The organism is Hymenobacter puniceus (assembly GCF_014333525.1).
GTDB lineage: Bacteria > Bacteroidota > Bacteroidia > Cytophagales > Hymenobacteraceae > Hymenobacter.
Window position 1 is genome coordinate 69,660 of sequence record NZ_JACSCX010000005.1, and the last position, 19,865, is coordinate 89,524.

The window sequence follows — 19,865 nt, forward strand, 5'->3', positions numbered from 1 at the left end:
TTTTCCTCTCTGTCATGAAACGCTTCTCCGCTTTGCTGGCTGCCTTGCTGCTGCTGGCCCTGGCCGCGCCATGCTTTGCCCGCCCGGCCCTCCCCGCCCACCTCGACGACACGATTGTGGTGAAATTGCCCAACCAGGCCATCATGACGCTGTTCGTAAAAAACCGCCAGCAGCTGCGTGAACTGCGGGCCTACAAGCTCGATTCGCTGATGATTCTGCTCGACAACTACATTGCGCAGGCTGAAACTGCCGGCAAAAGCTCGAAGTCAGAGCAGGTGACCATGGAGTTCTACCCCGCCAAAGACCAGCCCGGCCGCCAGCTGCCCGAGCAGATTCGCATTACGATGCGGGGCGAAGACAACGCCCCCCGGCGCGGCGACAAAGTAGAGGTAAGCATGGGCAATCTGTTCGGGGTGAAGGTAGAAGAAAACGCCGATGACAATGGTAATGACCGGGTGTCGGTACATCTGGGCAGCCTGGACTCTGACTCGCTGAAAAACGCGAAGCGCGAGCAGAAAATAAACCGTTCCAGCCACAGTGAGTTCGGCATCGACCTGGGCTTGAACGCGCTGCTGAACAAGTCGGTAGCCCAAAACCAGGTTAGCCCCAGCTTGCGCGCCGTCGGCTCCCGCTACCTCAGCCTGAACTGGCACTACCTGCAGCGCCTGGGCAACACCCGCAGTCCGCTCTACATCCTCACCGGACCGGAATTGTCGTTCAATAACTACATGCTGGAAGGCAATAACCGGTTTGTAAACCTGAATGGCATCACTTCCGTGCAGAACACACCGGACCTCAGCCTGGAAAAAAGCAAGCTCGCCACCTCCACCCTGAACCTGCCGCTGATGGCGCTGCTTAACTTCCGCAACGCGCAGCACAACAGCACGTTCCGACTCGGCGTTGGGGGCTTTGTGGGCTACCGCCTGGGCTCACACACCAAAATCAAGTACAACGACGAAGAGCATACCCGCAAAGACAAGGACCGCGACTCCTACAACCTGCAGGACTTCCAGTACGGCCTGCAAGGCACGATTGGCCTGCGCAGCCTCACGCTGTTTGCCAAGTACAACCTCAACGAGCTGTTTCAGAATCAGCGCTCCAGCTTCCAGGGCAATACGCTCAGCTTCGGCATCTCACTCGCCGATTTCGACTAACAAGCTGCGCCACGGCGCTACCAAATGGCTGGTCACTCAATACCGCATTGAATGGCCAGCCATTTATGCGTAATGGCCCCAACGCGCCAGCCTGCCACTAGCTGAGCCTGGCCCGTGGATACGGCCAGATCAGCCCACCCTGAACATCATTTGCAAAGAGGAATCTCTCACTTTATAAGCAGCCCAAATGAGCAGTGCTACCGAAACTTCGCCCTGGCGCTATGCCCGCCTTGGCGGCGCACTTTACCTGATTATCATTCTGTGCGGAGCTTTTGCAGAAGGATTTGTGATGGACAAGCTGGTGGTTTCGGGTGATGCCGTGGCTACTGCTCATAACATCCTGGCCGCACCTTCGCTCTGGCGCCTTGGCGTGGCAAGTAATGTGCTGCTGGTGATGTGCGCCGTGCCACTGCTCTGGATTGAATATCAACTGCTAAAGCCTGTCAGCAAAAGCCTGGCGCAGCTCTCCTTGCTGTTCAATGGGGTTTCGCTGGCGGTGGAAGCCGTTAGTAAGGTCTTTCTGCTGCTGGTGATGCCCATCTTGGCCAGCACCGCCACTCTGCCGGACGGCAGCGGTTTGGGGGAGTTGCCGCTGCTGGCCACCCTTGCCCTCAAGTCGCACAACATTGCATTCAACGTGGCGCTGCTGTTTTTTGGCTGCACTTGTCTGGTGAATGGGTACCTGATTTTTCGGTCGGGCTACTTTCCGCGCTTTCTGGGCGTATTGCTGCAGATTGCGGGGGGCGGATACCTCGTGGCTTGTACGGCAGCCCTATTTGCCCCAGCGCTGGCGGCTGTTTTGCTGCCCGCCATCCTGCTGCTGCCCCTGGTTGGTGAGTTGGCGCTGTGCCTGTGGCTGCTGCTCAAAGGTGTAAACCGCCCACAGTGGCAGGTTCGGGTAAGCGCTAGCGCCTAGGCTACCCTATCAACAACCCGGCGGGCACGCTACGGGCGGACACATGCACAGGTAGTTAGTATCAAAACACGGGTGGCAAACAAGTAGCTGACTAGGGTGTGTGCCTGAGACATTTACTGGCAGAAAAACGCTAGTTTTAATTTCCTCCCACCCTCAGCCGTTCCTGCCATGAGTGAGCTTCCCGAGTTACCGTCGCGCCGTACGTTTCTGGAGCAAAGCGCTGCTGCCGCCACTTTCTTTATTGTGCCGCGCTTCGTGCTGGGCGGCCCGGGCTACACCGCCCCCAGCGACCAGCTGGTGGTGGCCGGCGTGGGCGTGGGCGGCAAAGGCGCCAGCGACCTGGCCATGTTCGCCAAAACCGGCAAGGTGCGCATCGCCTACCTCTGCGACGTAGACGACCGCCGCGCCGCCGGCGCCGTGAAGGCGTACCCGCAGGCCAAATACTATAAGGACTGGCGGCAGCTGCTGGCCAAGGAAAGCAAAAACTTCGACGCCGTTTCCATTGCCACGCCCGACCACAATCACGCCAACGTGACGCTGGCCGCCATGCAACTGGGCAAGCACGTATACGTGCAGAAGCCTCTCACTCACGATATTCATGAGGCCCGCACCCTCACCGACGCTACCAAGCGCTACAAAGTGGTGACGCAGATGGGCAACCAGGGTGCTTCCGGCGACGGCGTGCGGCAAATGCAGGAATGGTACGACGCCGGTTTGCTGGGCGAAGTGCACGAGGTGTACTGCTGGACCGACCGGCCCGTGTGGCCCCAGGGCATTGCCTGGCCCGCCACGCCCGCCCCCGTACCCGCCGGCCTCGACTGGGACCTGTGGCTGGGCTCGGCACCCGCCCGCCCCTACGTCGATAACCTGGTGCCCTTCAACTGGCGCGGCTGGTGGGAATACGGCACCGGCGCCCTCGGCGACATGGGCTGCCACCTGATGGAAGCGCCGTTTCGGGTGCTGAACCTGGGCTACGCCAACGCTGTGCAGGCTAGCGTGGGCAGCGTGTACGTGGGCGAGTTCAAGCGCGGCTACTTTCCCGAAAGCTGCCCGCCGTCCAGCCACGTCACGCTCACATTTCCGAAAACCAACAAAACCAAGCACGACGTAACCGTGCACTGGATGGACGGCGGCATTCAGCCCGAGCGCCCCGATGAGTTGGGGGCCAACGAGCTGTTTGGCGACGGCGGCAACGGCACATTGTTCGTCGGGAGCAAAGGCAAAATGATGGCCAGCACCTACGGTGCCGACCCGCGCCTGCTGCCCACCAGCCGCACCCAGCAGACAAATACCAAGCAAAAGCTGGCCCGCGTGCCGGGCGGAGCCGATGGCCACTATGCTCAATGGGTAGAAGCCTGCCTGGCCGGCTACGGCAACAAAGCCGTCAGCTCGCCTTTCGAGCTGGCCGGCCCGCTAACCGAGGCCTTGCTGATGGCCAACCTCGCCATCCGCGGCTACGATATCCAGCGCCCCAAAGCCACAGGCGGCGTGGAGTACCCCGGCCGCGGCATCGAGCTGCTTTGGGACGCCCAGAAGCTGCGCGTCACCAATTTCGAAGAAGCCAACCGCTTCGTGCGGCGCGAGTACCGCGCCGGTTGGCAGTAAAGGCAGGCAAAGAACTGTCATGCAGAGCGCAGCCGGAGGCGGAGCGAAGCATCTCGCCAGTGGGTAAATTCAAACGTACTGAACGATTGGGCTACCATTGCAAGCGAGATGCTTCGCTCCGCCTCCGGCTGCGCTCTGTATGACAGTTAGGTTGGCAACGTCAGCATGCGAGATGCTTCGGCAAGCTCAGCTTGGCAAGCTCAGCAGGGCGTTCTTTTCACTCAGCCGTGCCGGAAGAAGTTGTCCAGCAGAATAGCGCCGGAAATGGCTACGTTGAGGCTTTCGGCCTGGCCGCGGCCGGGAATGTGCAGGCGCTGCGTGAGGCAGGCCTCCACGGCCGGCGTGAGGCCGTGGCTCTCGCTGCCCATCACGAGTACGCCCTGCGGCCGGAGTGTGAGTTGGTGCACGTTGTCGCCGTGCAGGTCGGCGCCGAATACGGGCTGGCCGGCGGGCAGGCTGCCGAGCCAGGTGGGCAGGTCGCGCTGCCAGATGGGCACCCGCGTGAACGAGCCCATGGTGGCGGCCACAGTTTTGGGTGCCCACGGGTCGGCGCAGGTTTCGCTGAGCACTACGCCGGGCAGGCCGTACCAGTCGGCAAGGCGGATGAGCGTGCCCAGGTTGCCGGGGTCTCGCACTTCATCTAGGGCCAGCAGCAGCCCGGAGGTGGCCGTGAGGGCTAGCGGCAGCTCAGCGGGCAGGCGCGCAACAGCTAGGGCCGTGTTATTGGTGGCCAGCGTGCCGAGGCGGGTCAGCTCGTCTTCGCTGAGCTCTTCCACGAGGCTTGCTGGCAGACTGGCCGGTAATTTTCCGGCAAATTCCGCCGTTGTAAACACGCGTTCCGTTTGAAGTCCGGAACTTAGCAGCTCCAGTACGCTCTTGCCGCCTTCCACCAGAAAAGCCCCGTGCCGGAGCCGATATTTTTTCAGGTGCAGCGCGTGTACGTATTTTGTCACTGCTTTCGAGACCATACCCTTTGCTGAACAGACGCCCCACAGGACCTCAGGTGAACGATAAACTACGGAGCCGGGCGCTGCCGGCCGGGCTGCTGCTGCTGGGAGGATGGCTGGCAGTGGGCTGCTCGCCGCTCCGCCTGCTGGGCCCCAACCAGCAGCTGCTCAGCCACATCGAGCTGGAAGGCGTGAAGCAGGCCGACGCGGAGCGCATTCAGGCGCTGTATCGCCAGGAACCCAACAGCCGCTTTCCACTCCCAAAACTAGCAATCTATCAGCTAGGCCGCACCTTTTATACACCCGACAAGCTGCAGCGCAAGCTCGATGCCACTCGCGCCCGCTACGATGAGCGGATTCTGGCGGCCCGGCCCGACTCGGCGCTGGTGGGCAAGCTGCTCACCAAGCGCGAACGGCAAACCCGGCGCCTGCAGCTGGCCCTCGACAAAGGCAACGCCATCATGCGCCTGGGCGAGCCGCCCGTGATTTACGACTCCGCCCTGACGCGTCAGACGGCCGAGCAGATTGCTACTTTTCTCAAGTCGAAGGGCTTTTTCCGGAGTGGCGTGCAGTATTCGGATAGCCTGGCCGACCGCCGGTTTTCGCTGGGCCGCCTGCTGGGCGGCTCCGACAGCCTGCACCGCCGCAGGGTGGTCGTGACGTACAAGGTCACGGAAAACGAGCCGTTCCGCTACTCGCAGCTCGACTACGACATTGCCGATACGGCCGTGGCCCGGCGCGTGCTGGCGGCGCAGCCGGCCTCGCTGCTGCGCGTCGGCGACCAGTACGACGAGGAAGTAATCGGCCAGGAGCGCGCCCGGTTTGAAACGCTGCTCAAAAACGACGGCTACTTTGATTTCCGCCAGCAGTACATCACTCTGGAGGCTGACACCAGCTTTGCCCCGGCCACGGTGCGCCTGCGTACGCTCATTGCCAGTCCGGCCTCTGGGCAGCCGCACCCGCGCTACACTATCCGGCAAGTGCGTTTCATTACGGATGCGGGCACGGTGCGCTTCGGCCAGAAGCGCGACACCATCCGGCAGGATTCTACCTATTTTCTGGCGTTCCAGCATAACATCAGCACCCAGCTGCTCAACCGCAAGGTGGCCGTGCACCCAGGCCAGTTCTACAACCTGACCAACACCCAAACCACGCAGCGCCAGATCAGCCAGCTCGACGTGTTTCGGTTCACGAACGTGAACTACGTGCGCGTGCGCCCCACCTCGGCCGCCGACAGCACTCGCCGCCAGCTCGACGCCGTTATTGCGGCCTCGCCAGCCAAGCGCTACCAGGAAACCGTGGAATTCGGCGGCACCTACGTGGCGTATCTGGTGGGCCCCTTCGCCAACCTGCGCCTGAAGGCCCGCAACCCGTTTGGCGGCGCCGAAGTGCTGGAGCTGGGGTTGCGGGGCGGCTTTGAAGGGCAATATGAGTTCACCACCCGCAACAACGACCGGAACCAACTCAACAGTGTGCTCACCACGCAGCTGGGCGCCAACCTGAACCTGATTCTGCCGCAGTTTCTGGTGCCGTGGCGTACCAATGGCTTACTTACCAGATACAACCCACGCACCCGCATCAATGTTGGCTACAACTACGTGAGCCGGCCTGAGTATGCCCGCACCAATCTGGAAGGCACCTTCGACTATATCTGGCAGCGGTCCACGTTCCACCAGTTTGTGTTCACGCCCATCGACTTGAGCGTAGTAAACACAACCCGGCTTAACGATTCTTTCTTCGTAAAGCTCAGGAACCAATTCCCCAATCAGGAAGCCGCCAGATTTACATTTAGTCGCCAATTTGTACCAAGCATAAGTTTCACGTCTTTATACAATTCCAACGACTTCAACCAGACCCGGGACGCCAAGTACATGCGGCTGTATGCCGAAGTAGGCGGCATCACCAAACCGCTGTATGAGAACGTGCTCAGCGACAGTATCCGGGTTGCCGATTTCTACCGTCTCAACGCCGACTACCGCCGCTACCATAAGGTAGGCGTGAAGTCGTTTCTGGTGTATCGGCTCAATGGCGGGCTGGTGCAACCATTGCGCGCCAGCACCAACGGCCTGCCCTACGATAAGTATTTCTTTGCGGGAGGCGCCACCAGCCTGCGGGCCTGGAAGCCGCGCCGCCTGGGGCCAGGCTCGTTCACGTCGTATCTGCAGAATACTACCGGAACGTTTATTCTCGACGAAAACGGCAACCGCATCCGCAACTACAACCTGGAGCAGCCCGGTGAATTGCTGCTGGAAGGCAGCGTGGAATACCGCTTTCCACTCTTCAGCTTCATCAATGGTGCGCTGTTCACGGATTTCGGCAACACCTGGGCCTTGCGCTCCGACGACCGGCGTCCGGGCGCGCAGTTCAGTGCCACGCGCTTTTATCGGGAGTTTGCCGTTAGTTCCGGCTTCGGTTTGCGCTTCGACTTTACGTTCCTGATTCTGCGTCTCGACGTAGCTACCAAGGTGTACGACCCTACCTCGCCCGGCAACAAGTGGGCAATCCGCAACGCCAACCTGTTTGGCAGCCAAGACCAGACCGCCTTCAATCTGGGCATCGGGTATCCATTTTAAATACCTTGTAACTCGGCCGCCTGCTCCAGGGCGTGATGCATTGATCGTGCATCACGCCCTGGAGCAGGCGGCCGAATTTGTTTTAAGAATTATTTCAGCAAATCAGATCAACATCACGATAGATTACTATTTTTGCCTCGATTACCCAGACATGTAGTGTCTTGATAATCTCTAAGTTCGCCCCTTTTACGCCCTTTTCTATGAAACAACGCATACAGTTTTGGAGCACACTTGGTGCCGCCATGATAAGTGGGCTACTGGTAGCCACTTCGGCCCAGGCAGAAGGGTCCAAACAGCTCACGCCCAACAACAACCCATCGCTGGCGCTCACCGACCCAGCTAACACGCGGGCGGGCTACCTCACACACGATGTGAACCTGAGCGGGACTGGTACGACCGGCGGCCAGGACGTCTCGTTGGGCTTTCTGAAACCCAGCACATGGGTAGGGCCAGCAGGCCAGGCATTCAGCCCCGACTACCGCATGCTGGTGCACATGGAACCCGGCGAAACCCTATACTACGGTGTGCACCGCCAACCCGTGTCCTCTAACGCCCAGACGCAGGCTGACCTGATTCTCACGTTGCGCTATGGTGCCAATGCCGGCACCGTTGTGCAGACTACTACGCTACAGCGTGATGCTGCCAGCCCTAACCAGTCTACGCTTCTCACTACCATTAATGGCCAGCCGCAGGCCGGCGTCATTGCCAACGCTACGCAGGCGCAGGCGGGCCCGCTACCAAATGCGGGCGGCTATCAGCCCCTGACATATACCAACACCACCGGAGCAGCCCAGGAATTCTACGTAGAGTTCACCCAGGTAGGTGAAGCCAGCATGACGGCTGACGACCTGCGCTCTGACTATGACCTCTGGGACTTTACGGTGCGTACGGCCGCCGGAGTAGAAAAGCCCGGCCGCCTTTACAGCAAGCACTGGGCCTTCACGGCTGGTATCTCAGAAATTTCCGGCAATACCAACCAGTTCCTTAACCGCCTGTCGGCCAACTTCATTCTTTATCCTATGGTAGAGAGCCGGCAAAACCCAGGCAGCTACTTTGTGAAAGAAGTGGAACTGGCCGGCATGCGTCCATTGGTATTCTTCTTCGTATCCAACGAATTCGGTTCCGATACGCAGTTTGGCACTACGTTCGCCACCCGGCGCAGAAGCCAGCTAAGTAAGTCTTCGTATACGCAGTATCCCAATTTCGTTAACAACCCGGACCCGGCAGTCTGGCCCAGCGCCGCTGAGCCGACGGTTAGCGTGACGCCGCAGGCTTTTTGCCAGGCCGGCGTTACGAAGGTGGCTTTTACGACCCAGGCAGCAGAATCCGGCGATTTTGAGATTCTGATCGACCTAAACGGCACTGCTGGTTACCAGGCCGGCACGCGCGACGTATTGATTCCGCAAAGCGTAACGGCCGGTACAACCAATACGGTGATTTGGGACGGCAAAGATGGGCTGGGTGCGCAGGTGGCCAGCAACACCACCGTTACGTTCAACTTCACCAGCAACGGTGCGCCGGTCAACTTCCCTGTGTTCGACGCCGAAGGCAACCCCGACGGGTTCCGGGTGCGCAACGCCCGCTCCTCCAACCCCAGTGCCTATGACTTGCTGTACTGGGACGACTCATTGCTGCCTACTGCCAAATTTCCAGCTCCTCAAACTCAGTTGACAGGGGTTAACTCCAGCACGGGCGTACACCGCTGGGGCACAACCACTGATGATGGCGACAGCTACACTGTTAACACCTGGACGTATGGCTTCTCGGTGTTTACCGGCAGCCGCACATTTGTGTACACCGATATCTGTGACAACGACAAAGACGGCGTTGCCGACGCAACTGATATTGACGACGACAACGACGGTATTCTGGACGTAGTGGAGGCCATGTCGGGTACTACTTCTGTTGACCCGGGCGCCTTTGCTTCCGCTACCTCCCCTATTCGCTACCTGGATGCATCGTATGTTCATCCAGTACTGGGCGCCTTCCTCGACACCAACAATGACGGCGTAAACGACCTGATGGACGTGGACCGCGACGGTATTCCCAACCACTTCGACCTGGATGCCGATGGCGACGGCCTGGCCGATGCGTTGGAAGCTAATGGCAATACGAACCCGACCCTCAACTTCGGCCCAGTATCCGTCACTATTGGTAATGGCAGCAATGCTACTACGTATACTTACCAGAGCTCTTACAGCGCGGCGCAGGGACGCTACATAACTACCGCTACAGGCACTGCTCCTATAAATGGCATATATGCGGGGGTTGGCCGCAATGGCCTGCCTGACGCAGTGGAAGGCTCTGTTGCGTATGGCAAAAGCGGCACCGGAAACAATGAAACTGTTACCGTAACGGAAAACAGCGCCAGCAGATACTCCCTGACCGACAATGATAATGACCTGCGCACCAATTCAAACGGCACGGCGCGCAACTACAACTTCCTCGATATTGATTCCGACAACGACGGCATCACCGATGAGATAGAGGCCCTGAGTACGGCAGTATACAACACCCGCCGAGGACAAGCCAATTTCAATGCCGACACCGACCGGGACGGCCTGCGTGACGCCTACGATCCGAACAACGGCGGCACTGCCATTACCAGCGTACTCAACTCCGACGGCACTGATGTAGCCGACATCTTCGACATTGACTCCGACAACGACAATGCAGGTAAAGGGGCGCTGGCCATTAACCTGCAGACGGCCGATTGGTCGGAAGGATTTGCCAACCCTACTTTCGGGGTTTCCGGCGGTGAAATCATTGCCAAGGCTCGTCAGTTTGCTCTTAACAACCCTGGTAAAGCCAACTATTACCCTGTGGGCGGCCCGGCCAGCGGCGTTACCAATTCGCCCTTCCTACTGGACGCTGACAACGATAAGCTCCCCAACTTCCTTGACCTTGATAACTCGTACTATCACGACGACAACTTCAATGGCCTGGCAGACATCTATGATCCTGCCTATGGTGGTACGCCATCCACGGCTCCGCTTGGCGCAAGCGGCGCTTCAGAAGCAGCATTCCGCACAAACGCCAACCAGATTCCGCTGCCGGTAGAGCTTATCAGCTTCCAGGCCCGGGCGGCCGGCCGCGATGCACTGGTGACGTGGGCTACGGCTTCAGAAAAAGACAACGCCCGCTTTGAAGTGCAGCGCTCCACCGATGGAGAGACCTTTGAGCTGGCCGGCACAGTACAGGGCAAAGGCACCCGCGCCAGCCGCTCCGACTACTCCTTCACCGATAAAGGAGTTGGTGCCGTTGCAGGCACACGCTACTACCGCCTGCGCCAGATTGACCTGAACGGCAAAGAATCGATGACGGAAGTGCGGGTAGTGAACTTCGATGGACGTGGCGCCGCTACGCTCGTTACGGTTTATCCGTCGCCAACGGTTGACAACGCTACCCTGGATCTGCTGGCCCTCAGCAAAGCCACGTATCAGGTGGACATTATGGGCGCCGACGGCCGCCGGATGCTGCGCTTCGAAACTACAGGCGGCCGCGAGGTAGCGCTGCCGGTTGCGGAGTTTGCCAAAGGCACCTACCTGATTCGCGTGAGCGGCCAGGGCCAGCACTACCTGGTGAAACTACTCAAAGACTAACCAGCAGTAGCATACCATTGAAAAGGGCTTCCGGATATCCGGAAGCCCTTTTTGCATTTCATCCGGTCCGTCCGTACAGGGCACGCCTTGCGCAGGCATAAAGAAAGCCCGGCTGCGGATGCGGCCGGGCTTTCTTTATGAAATAGCAAACGAAGCTCAGTACCCTAGCAGTTCAGCCAGAGCGGCGGCCACTTTGTCGGGGTTGGGCAGCATCTGGCGCTCCAGTTCCACGTTGAGGGCAATGGCAGGCAGGTTGGCGGCGCCGAGTGTAAACACCGGCGCATCGAGCTGACGGAAGCAGGTGCGCTGGACGCGCCCGGCCAGGCTTTCAGCGAAGGAGTTCATCAGGGGCTCCTCGGTGAGCACCAGGGCCTTGCCGTGGCGGCGCACAGCAGCTTCCACAGCTTCGTAGTCGAGCGGGTTGAGGGTACGCAAATCCAGGATTTCCACCTGGCCGGCAAACTGGCGGCTGGCGGTGCGGGCCCAGTGCACGCCCATGCCGTAGGTGACCACCACGCAGGTTTCGCCGTTTTGCAGCTTGGTGGCATCGGCCTTCTGGGCTACGGCCGCTTTGCCAAGCGGGATGACGTAGCCGGTGGCGGGCTCGGTGGTTTTGGCGTCCTCGGTGCCGGGCACTTTGCTCCAGTAGAGGCCTTTGTGCTCCAGCATCACCACAGGGTTGGGGTCGAGGTAGGCAGCGCGCATCAAGCCCTTCATGTCGGCCGCGTTGCTGGGGTACACCACCTTGATGCCACGGATGGTGAGCAGCGTGCTTTCGATGGAGCCCGAATGGTAGGGCCCGCCGCCGCCGTAGGCCCCGATGGGCACCCGGATCAGACTCTGCACCGGAAACTGCCCGTTGGAGAGGTAGCAGCTCTTGCTGAGCTCTTCCACCAGCTGATTCAGGGCCGGCCAGATGTAGTCGGCAAACTGGATTTCCACGATGGCCTTGGCCCCCACGGCACTCATGCCGGCCGTACTGCCCACGATGTAAGCTTCCTGGATGGGGGTGTTAAATACGCGGGCGTCGCCGTACTTTTTGGCCAGCAGCGCCGCCTCGCGGAACACGCCACCCAACTCGCCGCCCACATCCTGCCCGTAGAACAGCGCCTCCGGAAACTCGCGCAGAATATCATCCACGGCGTGCAGTGCGGCGTCGACCATCAGGGCTTTGTCGGCGCCGGCGGGGGCCCGCTCGCCGGCTTCTTCGGTCACGGCCGGTGGGGCAAACTCATGGTCGGCAAAGGTAGCAGGGTCGGGATTGGGGGCGGCCAGGGCGCGCTGGTAGTCGGTTAGCACGGTGGCGCGGGCCTCGCCGGCCAGCTCTTGCAGCTCTTCTTCCGCAAAGCCCAACTCCAGCAACTGCTGGTGAAAACGCGGCAGCGGATCCTGCAGAGTGTGCTGAGCCAGGTTGTCGCCGCGGTACCACTCGCGGCGCACGCCGCTGGTGTGGTGGCCCAGCAGCGGGCAGCGGGCGTGCACCAGCACCGGGCCGCGCCGCTCGCGCACATGCTCGGCGGCCTGCTGCATACCGGCATGGCTGGCCAGAAAATCGGCGCCATCAAACTGCAGGCGGTGCAGGCCTTTGAAGCCGGCCGCAAACTCGTAAGCATCCATGGCCCGCATCTCGCGGCCCGTGGCCGAAATCCCCCACTCGTTGTCCTGCACCAGATAGATAATGGGCAGCTGATGCAGCACGGCCATCTGCAGCGCCTCGCTCACCTCCCCTTCGGTCATGGCCCCGTCGCCGATAGAGCACAGGACGAGCGGTTTCTTTTCTGAATTAGTAATTAGCAATGAAGAAGTAAGAATTGGCTGTTCATCATCGCCTGAACCCGCCTCCGCTGGCAAATCCGTGGATGAATCACTAATTACTAATTGCTCATTACTAATTGTCGCCAGCCCCTGGCTTTCCAGGTACTTGATGCCGTGGGCGACGCCGGTGGCCGGAATGGCCTGCATGCCGGTGGCCGAGCTTTGATGCGGGATAGTGGGGAAACCAGCGCGCCGCAACGAAGGGTGACTATAGTAAGTGCGGCCGCCCGAAAACGGGTCGTCGCGCTTGGCCATGAGCTGCAGCATCAACTCATAAGGCTGCATGCCGATGCCCAGCAGCATGGCGTCGTCGCGGTAGTAAGGCGCCACGTAGTCTTGGGGGCCAAGCTGGCAGGCGGCGGCCAGCTGAATGGCTTCGTGGCCGCGGGCCGTGGCGTGCACGTACTTGGCCGTCACGGCTTTGTTTTCTTCATAGAGGCGGGCCAACTCATCGGCAGTGCGCATCAGGCGGTACACCCGGCGCAGGGTTTCGGAGTCGGGCCGGGCGGCGGTAAAGTCAGCTTCCAGAATCGGGGCGGCGTGCAGAGACATGGGCGGGGATTGGGTTCGGGGCGAAATTACGGCTTCGGGCGGGAACAGCCGCGACCGGCCGGTGGCGCGTGCCTTACCCAACCGTATCTTCGGGCCCATGTTCGTTCCGCTGCAGATTTCCCCCGCCACTTCCGCCGACTTACCCGCCTTGGCCGACCTGGTCAACAACGCCTACCGCGGCGAAGCCAGCCTACGCGGCTGGACCACCGAAGCCCACCTGCTCGACGGCCCCCGCACCAACGAAGCCGACCTGCGGGAGCTTTCCGCCGCGCCCGGCGCCACCTTTCTGCTGGCCCGCACCGACTCCGGCGAGCTGGTGGGCAGCGTCTATATCAAGCCCCAGGCCCCCGACCTGTACGTGGGTATGCTGTCCGTAGACCCTACGCGGCAGGCCGCGGGCATCGGGCGGCAGCTGCTGGCCGCCACCGAAGTTCAGGCCCGGCAGGCAGGCCACAGTGGCGTGCTGATTTCCGTTATTTCGGTGCGGTATGAGCTGATTGCTTGGTACGAGCGGCTGGGCTTCCAACGCACCGGCGAAGTCCTGCCCTTCCCGCTCGACGCCAGCCCCAGTATCCCGAAGCAGCCGCTGGAGCTGCTGCTGCTACGCAAGGCGTTGTAAACTATTCGATCAGTGAGAAGCCGCCGTTTTTTGAAGGGGCAGGAGTTCACGAAACGCACGCCTGAAGGCGTTTTCTCAACGTTGATTTTGTGAACCAGTTTTTGAAACTCAAAGCAAACTACTGGCAACTTGCTTCTCTCGGGAGTAATCAAGCATAGTAGTTCACCTAGAAGGCTAGAAATTAGTCAATGGTCGCCCTAAAGGAAACCTTCGTTAGCGTCTCTTTTTCAAAAGTTAATGTAACAAGCGCCATTCCTTCCAAATCCTGAACGAGCACCGTATTAAAACCCTTTAATCTACCTAGCTTTTTTAACACCTCGCTCTTTGAGGCCCCCAGCTTCAAGAACGGAGTCAGAATGGGGTCGGGTTTGGTGATGTCAAACGAGGCGGTAAAGGCGTTGTACTGACTTTTAAAGCACGAAAACGTATTGCTGCCATTGGTAAAACGAATCATCTTTCCCCCACCCTTTACGGGAGTGCTGGATTTGCTGTATTTGGTGCTGGCTAGCTTCTCATAGGATACGGTTTCCAATAAACCCGAAATGAAATCATCGCTGGTGATGGTCGTTCGCTGTTCGGGAGGAAGGGAAATGGCGTGGGTGCCGGTCATCACCAGTACACAAAGTGCCAGTAGGCAGAGGAGTTGTCGCATAATTAAGCAAGTTCAAGAAAAGGGCCGTTTACACCATGTCACAAACGCATGTCTAAAATACCTCATGCAAACGCCCCCGAAAAACCGTGCTTACTGGGACGTTTACGTGGGTAGCAAAACCGTTCAGAATAGAATCTTTTTACTGATTACTCTGCTGGTATGCATTGCTTGCGCCCGGCCTGTGGCTTCTATCCACCCTGTTCAGGTGGAGGTGCGGTTTCCAGCCTGCATACTGGGAATTCCTGCCATTGAATACGTATTTATTAACCCCAACAGCCAGCCTGTTACCATCCACTCTCTACAAGCACAGATAGGGTTAAGTGAGCCGGAGAGTATCTCTACTTTTACAAATTCATTCCGACACAGCATTACAGAGCCTCAGCGTGACAGGCTGCCAGAAGAACTGCTGGTGCCCGCCTTTGGCAGGGTGCAAATTCAGTCCCGCTTCTCCTACTTAGCGCAGTTCGAGATACTGAAAGATGAGCAGTATCGACAAGAATTCAGCGCTGTAGAGCCGCGCATCGTCTTTCCTAATCCGCAGATGATGTTTACTACCTGTGAGTAAGCATATCCGTCAGTCAAAATCCCACCACGTTTCCTGTTTTACTAGCTCCCCCAGCGTGTAGGGTTCCCCGATGCGCGGCACTGTTACGGGCAGGCCCAGGGCCGCAGCGGCGGGCAGCAGCAGGCGGATAGGCTCGTTCCAGGGATGATAGCCGAGCGTGAACTTGGCCCAATGCACCGGAAGCAGCAAGTGTGCGCCCAACTCCTGCGCCGCCCGCGCCGTTTCGATGGGCAGCGTGTGCACGGCGTGCCAGAGCTCGTTGTACTGCCCGTTTTCCAGCACGGCCAGATCGAATGGGCCGTACTGCGCGCCAATGGCCCGGAAATGCGGCCCGTAGCCACTATCGCCACCCAGAAACAGGCGGTAGCCGGGTAATTGTAGCACATACGACGCCCACAACGTGCGCCGCGCCCGCACCCCACGCCCCGACATATGCTGGGCGGGCGTGGCCGTGAGCTGCGCTTCGCCCGGCAAAGCCGTGGTATCGTGCCAGTTCAGCTCCGTGATGCAGGCCGGATCGAAGCCCCAGTGCGTGAAGTGGCTGCCCACGCCCAGCGGCACTACCACCCGCGCCACCCGGCCGCGGAGCTGGCGCACGGTGGCGTAGTCGAGGTGGTCGTAATGGTCGTGGGTGATGAGTAGCACGTCGATGGGAGGCAGGTCTTCAACCTGGTAGGTGTTGGCACCAGCGTAGGCCTTCACCGAGTACGGCACCGGCGAGGCAGCCCCACTGAACACCGGATCCACCAGCACCGTAAGCCCCTGCGCCAGAATCAGGTACGACGAATGGCCGAACCACACCAGTGTGGGCGCCGCCAGCGCGGGCAACTGCCGCAGATCGGTGGTTACGGCTGGTATCGGGCGCGACGGCCTGACGGTGGCTGGTCGGCGTAGGTAGTCGCGCAGCATCTGGCCCATCTGGGCGTCGGCGGGGCTAAACCGCACGCCGTCAACGTTTTGAAACTGGCCGTTGTGGTAGTTTTCCAGGCCGCTAAACTGGCGTTGGCTGCTTAAAGAAGGGTTTTTACCCAGTATATTCATGTGGAAGGAACCGCAAAAATCCGGCGGCCAGCTAACAGGACGCAGCGCCGACCGGTTTACTTGACCAGCGGCAGGTATTTACCGAAAAAAGGCTTCCAACTACTAGCACGCTGCAACCATTCGCCGTTGCGTGCCTCTGTGGACTGGCACGTGGCAGGCCCCGGAAATTTCTACCTTTGCTGCCACAGAAACAGCCTTTCATTTGATTTCTGCCAGTTTAGCGCTTGATTTTTCGGCCGAAGTTTGCCCTCGAACCCACGCCTCTGCCGTCATGAACCCTATGCTTTCCGCTTCTCCGGTGTCTTTTCCTGTGCCTCGTGCTGCTGCTTCCTTCCGCGAAACGGTGGCCGACTGGATGCGCCAGTTTCAGGACTGGCTCTGCCAGCAGATTGAACTGGCTGACGGCACTGGCCGCTTCCAGGAAGACGCCTGGCAGCACCACAGCGGCGGAGGTGGCCGCAGCCGGGTACTCACGCATGGCACTATCATCGAGAAAGGCGGCGTAAATTTTTCGGGCGTGCAGGGCATCATGAGCGAGCAGGCGGCCCGCGTGCTGCTCATGCCCAACCCCGAGTATTTTGCCACCGGTGTGAGCGTGGTGCAGCACCCACGCAGCCCGCAGGTGCCCATTGCCCACATGAACGTGCGCTATTTTGAGGCCGGCAACGGCGAGGCCTGGTTTGGCGGTGGCCTCGACCTGACCCCGATTTACGTGGACGAAGCCCAGGCCCGCTGGTTTCACGAGCAGATTGCCGCGGCCTGTGCGCCCCACGACCCCACCTATTACGCCCGCTTCAAAACCTGGGCCGACGAGTACTTTTTCCTGCCGCACCGCCAGGAAACCCGTGGCGTTGGCGGCATCTTTTTCGACCGCCTGACGGTGGGCAAAGATGGCAACCGGGAGGCACTTTTTTCTTTCATTCAGGCCGTTGGGCAGGTGTTTGGCGAAGCCTACTGCACGTTGCTGCGCCAGAATGCCAACCGGCCTTACACCGAACGGGAGAAGCTCTGGCAGCTGGTGCGCCGCGGCCGCTACGCCGAGTTCAACCTGGCCTTTGACCGGGGCACGCGCTTTGGCCTGGAAACTGGTGGCCGCACCGAAAGCATCCTTATGAGCTTGCCGCCGCAGTGCGAGTGGCACTACAATTTTCCCATCGAGCCGAACTCGCCCGAAGCCGCCACCCAACAGTGGCTGCGCAAAGGAGTGGATTGGCTAGCGCCTCGTTAATTGGTTGTCAGTTGCTGGTTGTCAGTTGTTAGTTGACAAATGGAAGAATTAGATTGCCAACCAGCAACTGCCAACCAGCAACTGACAACTACCATTGATAGAAGCACTACAATCGTTTGACAGCTGGCTGCTGGTAGCGGCCAACACGCACCGGACGCCCACGTTAGACACGCTTATGGTGTTCTTCACAGAGCGGCTGGTGTGGTTTCCGGCGTATTTCGTGCTGCTGGTGATGCTGGCCTACCTGTTTGGGCGGCGGGCCTGGCTGCTGCTGCCGCTGCTGGGCGCCAGCGTAGCCCTGGCCGACGGCATTTCCAGCCGCTTGTTCAAGCCGTATTTCGCGCGCCTCCGCCCCTGCCACGACCCCGACCTGTCGGCCACACTGAATTTGGTGAACGGGTGTGGCGGGCAGTTCAGCTTTATGTCGTCGCACGCGGCCAATGCCTTCGCTCTCACTGTATTTATGGCGCTGGTACTGCCCCGGCGCTTCCGTGTAGCCAAGTGGCTGCTGCTGGGCTGGGCGCTGGTAGTCAGCTACAGCCGCTTGTATCTGGCTGCGCACTTCCCGTCCGATGTGCTGGCCGGCGCCCTGTTGGGCAGTCTGCTGGCTTGGGGATGCGCCACGCTGTTCAAGCGCCTAGACGCCCACTGGTTTGGCACCAGCAACGCGAAGGCGCCACTACAGCCCACCCCAGAACAGGCCACATTGCGCCGCTAGCTGCGCAGCGACCGGCAACGCGCCCGTCAGAAGCCTTTCACTGCACAGTAGTTTAACAACCGCACAGCCCCCGCTGCATTGGATGTAGCGGGGGCTGTGCGGTTGTTAGACTACTGTGCAGAATTATTTTTTGGGTGGATTGCGGCTGCCGGTATGGCCGTCGCCTTCGTCGCCAGGTTGGCTGGTGTGCTCGGCATTTTGGTCGTTGTCGCGCGACAACGAGCGGTTCAAATCGTCTGACTCCGTGAATTCGCCTTCGTCGTTGCGGCGCACGTAGCGCTTGTCGTCGGGGGTAGGCTATAGCTGTTCGCGCTTTGCCATAGAGTACAGGAAGTTAGGTAGGGTTTTGTGTATGTACCGCCTCCACTAGGGTTTGTGGTTTTCTATCGACCAGTTACCCCAACAATTACCCCAAAATCCCCATCAGTTTGCGCCCAGCCTTGCATGGGCACGTAGGCCCGCGACACGAAGCCGTCCAGATACAGGGCAGTGCGGCACCCCTGTTGCAGGAAGAATTGCGCGAACTCATGGAAGTTGACCGGCCTTTTCGACAGCGCGAACAGCACCCGCCCGTCGGGCAGAACGCCGACGCCGTTGCGGATTTGCCGGTTGGTTGAACCCGCCTGAAAAGCCGGGTGCAGCTGCCCATCCAGCACCAGCATCGGCCCCGACTGGGTGGCGTAGCGCACGACGCCTTGTAGGTGCCGCCGCTGAAAATCGGCGGTGCTGCACACGCCGGCTTGGTTGTCGAGCGTGGTGTAAAAGACGCCGTTGGGTTTTAGGTAGAAATTGCCGGCACCTTCGAGCGTATCCAGCGGCGTTAGCTGCTGCCGGTTCTCGATGTAGAGTCCCAGCGGCGCATTGCCAGGCCGGAACATGCCGCCGTTCATGGCAAACACCAGCGTGTCGCCGCGGCCGGCCAGCCAATTGCGCAGCCGACCCAGGCTCCGGAGCGGGTGGTGCTGCTCGTCCTGCCAATAGAGCTGGAGTTTCTGTTGGCGCAGATCAGCCTGGTAGCTAAGAAAGTGTGCGGCCGGTGGCTGGGGCTGCGGACGGACCAGCAACCAAGCCAGAACACACGTAATCAGCAGTAATCCGGCAAGCAGAGGGTTCAATAGCCTGGCACGCATGAGCAAAAACGAAATCAGAGCGCCTTTCAGGAAACAAACCGGCTGGACTGGGCACGGCCCCAGCGCTTAGTACGCAACGGTCAGATTCAGGGCAGGAAAATGCGCAATTTCGCCCTGGCAGTGCTCATCGAAAGTAAGCGTCAGGCAGTTAGCGGCTGCCGGCCCGAACGCCAATTGCGGCTGGCCCGCCAGCTGCTGCAGTAGCAATTCAGACGTATCGTACTTCGTCAGCCCGAAAGCGGCGCGGGTGAGACGGCGCAGGCCGGCCGGGTGCCGGGTGGGCTCGGTGGTGACAGCCGGCGGCCCGGTGAAGGGCAACCGGAACGTCCAGGGCAAACTGGGGTTGTGCGCGTGGGGCAACACCGCAATGGTGAGGCCCGCCGGAAAATAAACCGGCTGATAAGCCAGGGCCGCCTCAAAAACCGGGTCGGTATCGGGCGTATTGCGCAAGCACAAACCGTAGGGCGAGGCCCCGGTAGTGGCGTAGCGGGCCCGCTCACCCAGTTGGGTGGGCAGCAGCAGCGGGCTGTTGATTTCGGCCGCATCATGCACCCACAGAATCTCCAGAAAGAAATTCTCGAAGTAGAACTTGCGGTTGGCAGTGCCCTGGCCCGGATGCACGCGGCTACTGCCCTCGGTTAGGCCCAGGGCCCGCAGATCGTCGGCCGCGGCTTGCGGCGAGTCGCAGAAGATGAACAGGTGGTCAATTTCCATCATCGTAACAAGACTACACTGTAACCGATAAGCA

At 60.0% G+C, this 19,865-nt stretch carries 16 protein-coding genes; 9 read left to right on the forward strand and 7 right to left on the reverse strand.

Annotated elements, in window-relative coordinates; all coding sequences use genetic code 11:
• Positions 1-14 precede the first annotated feature (14 nt).
• The 3 genes from H8B14_RS14610 to H8B14_RS14620 all read left to right on the forward strand — a co-directional run bounded on the left by H8B14_RS14610 (position 15) and on the right by H8B14_RS14620 (position 3,675).
• On the forward strand, positions 15-1,154 hold the full coding sequence (locus tag H8B14_RS14610; protein ID WP_187316395.1) for a porin family protein: 1,140 nt from the start codon (positions 15-17) through the stop codon (positions 1,152-1,154).
• A gap of 187 nt (positions 1,155-1,341) precedes the next feature.
• On the forward strand, positions 1,342-2,070 hold the full coding sequence (locus H8B14_RS14615) for a DUF4386 domain-containing protein (RefSeq protein ID WP_187316396.1): 729 nt from the start codon (positions 1,342-1,344) through the stop codon (positions 2,068-2,070).
• Positions 2,071-2,238: 168 nt separating this feature from the next.
• Complete coding sequence (locus H8B14_RS14620) at positions 2,239-3,675, forward strand: Gfo/Idh/MocA family protein (protein ID WP_187316397.1); 1,437 nt, start codon at positions 2,239-2,241, stop codon at positions 3,673-3,675.
• Positions 3,676-3,896: 221 nt separating this feature from the next.
• Here the strand turns inward: H8B14_RS14620 and H8B14_RS14625 are convergent, their stop codons facing one another.
• The gene (locus H8B14_RS14625) at positions 3,897-4,643 is read right to left on the reverse strand and encodes an RNA methyltransferase (protein WP_187316398.1); all 747 of its coding nucleotides are present in this window, start codon (positions 4,641-4,643) and stop codon (positions 3,897-3,899) included.
• 35 nt (positions 4,644-4,678) lie between these two features.
• Here H8B14_RS14625 and tamL point away from each other — a divergent pair, with 35 nt between their 5' ends.
• Both tamL and H8B14_RS14635 read left to right on the forward strand, forming a co-directional pair.
• Entirely contained in the window at positions 4,679-7,195 is a 2,517-nt protein-coding gene (gene tamL / locus H8B14_RS14630) for a translocation and assembly module lipoprotein TamL (RefSeq protein ID WP_187316399.1), read from the forward strand.
• A 200-nt stretch (positions 7,196-7,395) separates the two neighbouring features.
• Complete coding sequence (locus tag H8B14_RS14635) at positions 7,396-10,797, forward strand: T9SS type A sorting domain-containing protein (protein WP_187316400.1); 3,402 nt, start codon at positions 7,396-7,398, stop codon at positions 10,795-10,797.
• A gap of 156 nt (positions 10,798-10,953) precedes the next feature.
• Here the strand turns inward: H8B14_RS14635 and H8B14_RS14640 are convergent, their stop codons facing one another.
• Positions 10,954-13,164, reverse strand: coding sequence for an alpha-ketoacid dehydrogenase subunit alpha/beta (locus H8B14_RS14640; RefSeq protein ID WP_187316401.1), 2,211 nt, complete (start codon positions 13,162-13,164; stop codon positions 10,954-10,956).
• Between the two features lie 97 nt (positions 13,165-13,261).
• Here H8B14_RS14640 and H8B14_RS14645 point away from each other — a divergent pair, with 97 nt between their 5' ends.
• On the forward strand, positions 13,262-13,783 hold the full coding sequence (locus H8B14_RS14645) for a GNAT family N-acetyltransferase (protein WP_187316402.1): 522 nt from the start codon (positions 13,262-13,264) through the stop codon (positions 13,781-13,783).
• 181 nt (positions 13,784-13,964) lie between these two features.
• On the opposite strand, the gene H8B14_RS14650 is transcribed toward H8B14_RS14645, so the two are convergent.
• On the reverse strand, positions 13,965-14,435 hold the full coding sequence (locus H8B14_RS14650; protein ID WP_187316403.1) for a hypothetical protein: 471 nt from the start codon (positions 14,433-14,435) through the stop codon (positions 13,965-13,967).
• A 64-nt stretch (positions 14,436-14,499) separates the two neighbouring features.
• Between H8B14_RS14650 and H8B14_RS14655 the strand changes: the two genes are divergently transcribed.
• Positions 14,500-15,000 carry a hypothetical protein gene (locus tag H8B14_RS14655; protein WP_187316404.1) on the forward strand — a complete coding sequence of 167 codons (501 nt, stop codon included), beginning with the start codon at positions 14,500-14,502 and terminating at the stop codon, positions 14,998-15,000.
• Positions 15,001-15,009: 9 nt separating this feature from the next.
• Here H8B14_RS14655 and H8B14_RS14660 read toward each other — a convergent pair whose 3' ends face one another.
• Entirely contained in the window at positions 15,010-16,041 is a 1,032-nt protein-coding gene (locus H8B14_RS14660) for an MBL fold metallo-hydrolase (protein WP_187316405.1), read from the reverse strand.
• Between the two features lie 310 nt (positions 16,042-16,351).
• On the opposite strand from H8B14_RS14660, the gene hemF reads away from it, so the two are divergent.
• Positions 16,352-17,269 (forward strand): oxygen-dependent coproporphyrinogen oxidase, encoded by a 918-nt coding sequence (gene hemF, locus H8B14_RS14665; protein WP_315984837.1) that lies wholly within the window; start codon positions 16,352-16,354, stop codon positions 17,267-17,269.
• A 94-nt stretch (positions 17,270-17,363) separates the two neighbouring features.
• The gene (locus H8B14_RS14670; RefSeq protein WP_187316407.1) at positions 17,364-17,987 is read left to right on the forward strand and encodes a phosphatase PAP2 family protein; all 624 of its coding nucleotides are present in this window, start codon (positions 17,364-17,366) and stop codon (positions 17,985-17,987) included.
• A gap of 123 nt (positions 17,988-18,110) precedes the next feature.
• Here H8B14_RS14670 and H8B14_RS14675 read toward each other — a convergent pair whose 3' ends face one another.
• The 3 genes from H8B14_RS14675 to H8B14_RS14685 form a co-directional block, all read right to left on the reverse strand.
• On the reverse strand, positions 18,111-18,260 hold the full coding sequence (locus tag H8B14_RS14675) for a hypothetical protein (protein WP_222840615.1): 150 nt from the start codon (positions 18,258-18,260) through the stop codon (positions 18,111-18,113).
• A gap of 110 nt (positions 18,261-18,370) precedes the next feature.
• Positions 18,371-19,102, reverse strand: coding sequence for a phosphodiester glycosidase family protein (locus tag H8B14_RS14680; RefSeq protein WP_261990036.1), 732 nt, complete (start codon positions 19,100-19,102; stop codon positions 18,371-18,373).
• Positions 19,103-19,183: 81 nt separating this feature from the next.
• Positions 19,184-19,834 (reverse strand): VOC family protein, encoded by a 651-nt coding sequence (locus tag H8B14_RS14685; protein ID WP_187316409.1) that lies wholly within the window; start codon positions 19,832-19,834, stop codon positions 19,184-19,186.
• Positions 19,835-19,865: the final 31 nt, after the last annotated feature.